Annotated in this window: 1 protein-coding gene; it reads left to right on the forward strand. The window is 62.9% G+C overall.

From position 1 onward, the window contains the following. The first annotated feature begins 30 nt into the window (after window positions 1-30). Window positions 31-753: an HNH endonuclease signature motif containing protein gene (locus AC1AUD_RS13705; protein ID WP_476574933.1), complete on the forward strand. Its 723-nt coding sequence runs from the start codon at window positions 31-33 to the stop codon at window positions 751-753. The last annotated feature ends 90 nt before the right edge of the window (window positions 754-843 follow it).

Here is an 843-nt window from a genome sequence, read left to right on the forward strand (position 1 = left end):
TGGCTAGGCGCAAGCGCAGGGAGGCCGAGCGTGCCGCGTAGACAGGTAGTCGCCCCAGCGATACGTGCGGCGGAGATAGCGGCGTGGGGCAACGATTGTTGGCTGGAATTGCCCGGCTGCACGCGCGTGGGCGAGGAAGACGACCATATCGTGCCCCACGCGCATGGCGGCAGGGACACGGTGGCGAACCTACGGCGCGCGTGCAAGCATTGCAACGCCTCGCGCCAAGACCGCGTGCTGTACGGCTACGGCTGCCGTCTGCATATGATCGTGTGCCCGCCCGGCAGTTGTGACCGCGAGGCCGTGGACTGGATACAGGCGCACGCCAAGGCCGGCGACCCGGTGGTGTCTTGGGCCGCGCTGGCCGCCGCCATGAACGTGGACGAAACCGACATGGAGCAGCGGCGTGCGGTGGCGATGGCTTGGGATGGCGCGTACCGCCAGTTCACCAAGAGTCGCGCCCCTATCGACGTGTGGATGGTGCGCACCATGCCCGCCAGCCGCCGCCACCCGCACATGCTGGCCGAGTGGATAGCCTTGGACTACGACATACGGGTGCTAGACCCCGGCTATGAAGCGAGCATGGCACGGGCTAAGAACGACATGTACCGCAGGTTGGTACGCCAGTGGTACACCCACTACCAACCAACGCAAGAGATGGTGGCAGTTAGACAGGCTGCCCGCCGTCAAAGACTCGCCGCTCTTGGCTTGCGTTCCATGCCGTCTTCGGTGCCTTCTCGACCGGAATGGTGATTTTTTAAGCAATCGACGCGAAGGAAGACCCCGCGCCCAGTTTTTTACTCTCTCAAAACGGATAAAAAATATTTGAAAAACGGCGGAATA

This window comes from Bifidobacterium sp. LH_730, from assembly GCF_056355835.1.